Origin of the sequence: Streptomyces sp. AcH 505 (genome assembly GCF_000818175.1) — a bacterium.
Lineage (GTDB): Bacteria > Actinomycetota > Actinomycetes > Streptomycetales > Streptomycetaceae > Streptomyces.
This window is the reverse complement of the sequence record NZ_JTIY01000001.1, coordinates 5,815,462-5,820,668: the sequence shown is the minus strand read 5'-3', so window position 1 is coordinate 5,820,668 and position 5,207 is coordinate 5,815,462. Positions and strand designations below refer to the sequence as shown.

Annotated in this window: 5 protein-coding genes; 2 read left to right on the top strand and 3 right to left on the bottom strand. The window is 72.5% G+C overall.

What is annotated here, in order from left to right; genetic code table 11:
- Positions 1–210 precede the first annotated feature (210 nt).
- Positions 211–1,284, top strand: coding sequence for an ATP-dependent DNA ligase (locus HY68_RS26070; protein WP_041993047.1), 1,074 nt, complete (start codon positions 211–213; stop codon positions 1,282–1,284).
- On the opposite strand, the gene HY68_RS26065 is transcribed toward HY68_RS26070, so the two are convergent.
- Positions 1,263–1,937, bottom strand: coding sequence for a ThuA domain-containing protein (locus HY68_RS26065; RefSeq protein ID WP_041993044.1), 675 nt, complete (start codon positions 1,935–1,937; stop codon positions 1,263–1,265). The genes HY68_RS26070 and HY68_RS26065 overlap by 22 nt on opposite strands.
- Positions 1,938–2,019: 82 nt before the next feature.
- On the opposite strand from HY68_RS26065, the gene HY68_RS26060 reads away from it, so the two are divergent.
- Positions 2,020–4,107 carry an MDR family MFS transporter gene (locus HY68_RS26060; RefSeq protein ID WP_041993041.1) on the top strand — a complete coding sequence of 696 codons (2,088 nt, stop codon included), beginning with the start codon at positions 2,020–2,022 and terminating at the stop codon, positions 4,105–4,107.
- Between the two features lie 29 nt (positions 4,108–4,136).
- On the opposite strand, the gene HY68_RS26055 is transcribed toward HY68_RS26060, so the two are convergent.
- Complete coding sequence (locus HY68_RS26055) at positions 4,137–4,598, bottom strand: YchJ family metal-binding protein (protein WP_063779677.1); 462 nt, start codon at positions 4,596–4,598, stop codon at positions 4,137–4,139.
- Positions 4,599–4,602: 4 nt separating this feature from the next.
- The coding region (locus HY68_RS26050) for a helix-turn-helix domain-containing protein (protein ID WP_041993034.1) at positions 4,603–5,207 on the bottom strand (605 nt) is incomplete at its 5' end.

Here is a 5,207-nt window from a genome sequence, read left to right as displayed (position 1 = left end):
AGGTCGTGTCCGCGAAGTCTCGTCTGGCTCGCGATGCCTGGCACGCACGCTCGCGGCGTTGCCGACCTGCCCGAGTAGCTCCGCTACAAGGGCACATCGGCGCCTTGCGATCGCACGCACCAGCCCCCGCGAGCCCCGCCCGAAGGGCGGACGACGATACTTCGCGGACGCTCCCGAGCGCCCGAACCTTTTACCGCGCACAATCGACGCATGGATCTGCCGGTGATGCCGCCCGTGAAGCCGATGCTCGCCAAGTCCGTCGCCACCATCCCGCCCGGTATGCAGTACGAGGCGAAGTGGGACGGGTTCCGGGCGATCGTGCACCGGGACGGGGACGAGGTGGTGATCGGCAGCCGGAACGGCAAACCGCTCACCCGCTACTTCCCCGAACTGGTCGCGGCGCTGCGCGCCGAGCTGCCCGACCGGTGCGTGCTGGACGGCGAGATCGTGATCGTGCACGAGGGGCGGCTGGACTTCGACCGGCTGACCGAGCGGATCCACCCGGCGGACTCCCGGGTGACGCTGCTGGCTGAGCGGACCCCGGCGAGCTTCGTCGCCTTCGACCTGCTGGCCAAGGGGGACGCCTCGCTGCTGACCAGCCCGCAGTCGCTGCGCAGGGAGGCGCTGGAGGCGGCCCTGGTCGGCGCGGGGCCGCCGGTGTACGTGGCGCCCGCCACCACCGACATCGAGCTGGCCGGCGAGTGGTTCGAGCAGTACGAGGGCGCGGGGCTCGACGGGATCGTGGCCAAGCCGCTCGACCTGCCGTACCGCCCCGACGTACGGGCGATGTACAAGATCAAACACGAGCGGACCGCCGATGTGGTGGTGGCGGGCTACCGGCTGCACAAGAGCGGTCCCGTGGTCGGGTCGCTGCTGCTGGGGCTGCACGACGGCGAGGGTGTGCTCCAGCACGTCGGGGTCTGCGCCGCGTTCTCCATGAAGCGCCGGGCCGAGCTGGTGGAGGAGCTGGCGCCGCTGCTGATGGATCCCGCCGACGACGCCGCAGACCATCCGTGGGCCGCCTGGGCGCGGGAGTCGGCGCACGAGGGCGCCAGACTGCCGGGCGCGCCGAGCCGCTGGTCGGGCAAGAAGGACCTGTCCTGGGTTCCGGTGCGGCCCGAGCTGGTCTGCGAGGTGGCCTACGACCACATGGAGGGCGACCGCTTCCGGCACACCGCCCAGTTCCGCAGGTGGCGCACCGACCGTACGCCGGAGAGCTGCACCTACGCCCAGCTGGAGGAGCCGGTCGGCTACGACCTGGGTCAGGTGCTGGCGGGGCCCTGAGCCGCTGGAGCGACGACGGACCGCAGGCCGCCCAGCAGATGGGCGCGGAAGCCGGGGTCGGCGTAGGACTCCCGGGTGTGGCCGAGGGCGGTGTAGAAGACCCGGGCGCCGCCGTGTTCGTGACACCACACCAGCGGCCGGTCCACGCCGGGCGCGCCGCCCTCGTACGACGTGCCGTCGGCCGAGGCGAGGACCCGTGACCGGCCGCGCACGCTGACGTCGAACTCGTACCACTCGTCGGTGCACCGCCATGCGGCGGGCAGCGGCCGGGTCGCCGGGTGGTCCCGGTCCTCGACCCTGACCAGGCCGGGTTGCAGCGCCGGATGGCTGACGAAGCGGGCGCCGATCAGCTCGCCGTAGAACGGCCAGCCGCCCTCGGTGCCCGCCGCCAGATGGACCCCCATGAAGCCGCCGCCCGCCGCGCAGTGCGCCCGCAGCCCTTCGCGGCCCGCGGGGGTGAGGACATCGCCGCTGGTGGAGAGGAAGACCACGGCGCCGTACCGGCCGGGACCGCCCTCCAGGGCAGCCGGGTCCTCGGTCGCCTCCACGGCGAAGCCGTGTGCGGCGCCCAGCTCCTGGAAGGCGCGGACGCCTGCCGGGATCGAGTCGTGCCGGAAGGCGGTGGTGCGGGTGAAGACCAGGACGCGGGTCACGCGAGGATCCTAGGGTGACGGCGCCTCACCGGTCTGGCCGCCCCCGCATGCGGGGGCGGCGGCGCGGTGTGACGGTGCAAGGGTGACCACAGCCAGCGAGACCACGAATCCGGCGCCGGCTCCCGAACCCCCCGTGCTCGAAGGACGGCAGCGGAACATCGTCTTCGGCACGATCATGCTCGGTGTGCTGCTGGCCGCGCTCGACCAGACGATCGTCGGCACGGCGCTGCCGACGATCGTCGCGGATCTCGGCGGTGCCTCCCACATGTCCTGGGTGGTCACCGCGTATCTGCTGGCCGAGACGGTCTCCACGGTCCTCGTCGGCAAGTTCGGCGACATGTTCGGGCGCAAGCTGATCTTCCAGGTGTCGGCGGTCATCTTCATCACCGGCTCGTTCCTCTGCGGTCTCGCGACCGACATGATCCTGCTGATCTCCTTCCGCGCGCTCCAGGGCATCGGCGCCGGCGGTCTCATGGTCACCGCCATCGCGCTGATCGCCGATGTCATCCCGCTGCGTGAGCGCGGCAAGTACCAGGGCGCGATCGGCGCCGTGTTCGGGGTCTCGACGGTCGTCGGGCCGCTGCTCGGCGGGGTGTTCACCGACCATCTGACCTGGCGCTGGTGCTTCTACGTCAATGTCCCGATCGCCGCGCTCGTGGTCGTCGCCGCCGCCCGTACCATCCCCGCCGTCCGCTCGGCGCTGCGCCCGGTCATCGACTACCTGGGCATCGCACTGGTGGCGGTCGGGGCCAGCGCCCTGATCCTGGCGACGAGTTGGGGCGGCAACCAGTACGCCTGGGGCTCGCCGACGATCATCGCGCTGTTTACCGGCGGTGTCGTGGCGCTCGCGCTGTTCTGTGTGGCCGAGACCCGGGCGGCGCAGCCGATGCTGCCGATGCGGCTGTTCCGCAACCCGGTGTTCGCCGTCTGCTCCGTCCTCAGCTTCATCGTGGGTTTCGCGATGCTCGGCGCGCTGACCTTCCTGCCGACCTATCTCCAGTACGTGAAGGGCGACTCGGCGACGATCTCCGGGGTGCGCACCCTGCCGATGGTCGTCGGTCTGCTGCTCGCCTCGGTCTTCAGCGGCAACGTGGTCAGCAAGACCGGCTCGTACCGCTACTTCCCGGTCGTCGGGACGCTGGTGATGGCGGTCGGGCTGTATCTGATGTCGCACATGGGTCCTGGCTCCGGGGTATGGCTGGAGTCGCTGTACATGTTCGTGCTGGGTGTCGGCATCGGACTGTCCATGCAGGTGCTGACCATCGCGGTGCAGAACACCGTCGACTACTCCGACCTCGGCACCGCGACGTCCGGGGTCACCTTCTTCCGTACGCTGGGCAGTTCGTTCGGCACGGCCGTCTTCGGCACGATCTACGCCAACTCGCTGAGCGGCCATCTGCGTACGGGGGTCGCCGAGGCGGTCAGGAACGGCGGGAGCGCGGCGGCGGTCTCCAAGGCGGCGGGGAGCCCGCGGACCCTGCACCGGCTGCCGGCCGCCCAGTCGGGGCCGCTCGTGCAGTCGTACACGGACGCGCTGCAGACGGTGTTCCTGTGGGCGGTGCCGGTCGCCCTCGCCGGGTTCGTGGTGGCGCTCTTCCTCAAGCAGGTGAAGCTGCGGGACTCGGCGCGGGCCGGCTCCACCGACATGGGCGAGGGGTTCGCCTCACCGAGCGGCAGCAACTCGGCGCGGGTGCTGGAGCTGTCCGTCGCGAAGATCCTGCACAGCGCCCACCCGGACACCGGGCGCGGCATCGTCGTCGCTTCGGACACCCGGCTCGACGTCGCGGGCGCCTGGGCGGTGATGCAGGTGGAGCTGTTCAGCCGGCTCGTCGGGCACGCCAGCATCGGGCTGATCGCCGCGAGCCGCAGCATGCCTCCCGAGGTGCTGGTGCCGGTCTTCCAGCGGATGGTGGACGAGGGCTACCTCACCCGGCACGGCAATCTCTTCGCGCACACCGAGGCGGGGCGCCGGGAGGCGGCGCTCATCACCTCGGCCTGGGGACGCTGGCTCAACGAGCGGCTGGCCACCGACCGGGGCGCCCCGAGCGACGCGGAGCTGCGCCGCGCCGTGGACTCCATCGCCAAGCGGCTGCTCGCCGAGGACCTGGCGAGGCCGCTGCGCCCGGCCCCGCGCCGGGTGCCGGCCGGGGCCACGGCGGTGGAGGACTGACCGGCCGAGGTCGGCCGGGGGTGGCCGGGTCAGTCGAGGTAGCTGCCGTCCACGTAGACCCAGGCGCCGTCGTGCCGGGCGAAGCGGCTGCGTTCGTGCAGCGCGCCCCGGCTGCCCAGGTTGGTGTAGCCGGCCCGGAAGGTGACCGTGCCATGGGTGTGGAAGGCGGTCCCCTCGGTGCTGTCCAGGATCTCCAGGCCGGTCCAGCGCATCGCCGGGTCGAGGTCGACGCCCGACGGGCGGGTGGCCGGGTCCCAGGTCTTGAGCAGATACGACTCGTCCAGGACGACGAAGGCGCTGTAGCGCGAGCGCATCAGCAGCACGGCGGTGGGCGCGGTCATGGGCCCGATGTGGAACCGCCCGCAGCACTCGCCGTACGGGGCGGGGAGCCCGCAGGGGCACGGCGCCCCCGTGGGGTGCTCCGCGGCCGAGGAGCGGGTGCCGGGGCCGGTGGCGCCGGTGCGCCGGGGGCGGGCGGGACGTCGGGACATGCCCCTATTGTGCCTCGGCGGAGGCGCGGAAAGTCCCTGGTTGCTGTCCTGGACCGAAGCGCCGGCGGTACGCGCTGGGCGGCAGTCCGGTGCGCCGGCGCAGCTGGGCGCGCAGGTTCGCCGCGGTGCCGAGGCCGCTGAGCCTGGCCACCCGCTCAAGACGGGTCTCGCCGTGCTCCATGAGCCGGCAGGCGAGGGCGACGCGCTGCGCGGTGAGCCAGGCCAGCGGGGTGGTGCCGAGCTGGGTGCGGAAGCGGCGGTGCAGCGTCGCCTGGCTGACGGCGGCGCGTACCGCCAGGTCGGGGACGGTCAGCGGGGTGTCGAGGTGGGCGGTCGCCCAGTCGAGCAGCGGGGCGAGCGAGGAGTCGGGGACGGCGGGCAGCGGCTGCTCGATGAACTGTCGCTGGCCGCCGTCGCGGTGCAGCGCGAAGACGAGCCTGCGGCTGACGGCGACCGCCGCTTGCGCGCCGTGGTCGCGGCGGATCAGCTCCAGGCACGCGTCGAGGGCGGCCGAACTGCCGGCGGCGGTGACGATGTCGCCGTCGTCCACGAACAGCACGTCCGGATCGAGCCGTACGGCGGGGAAGCGCTCGGCGAACTGGCGCGCCC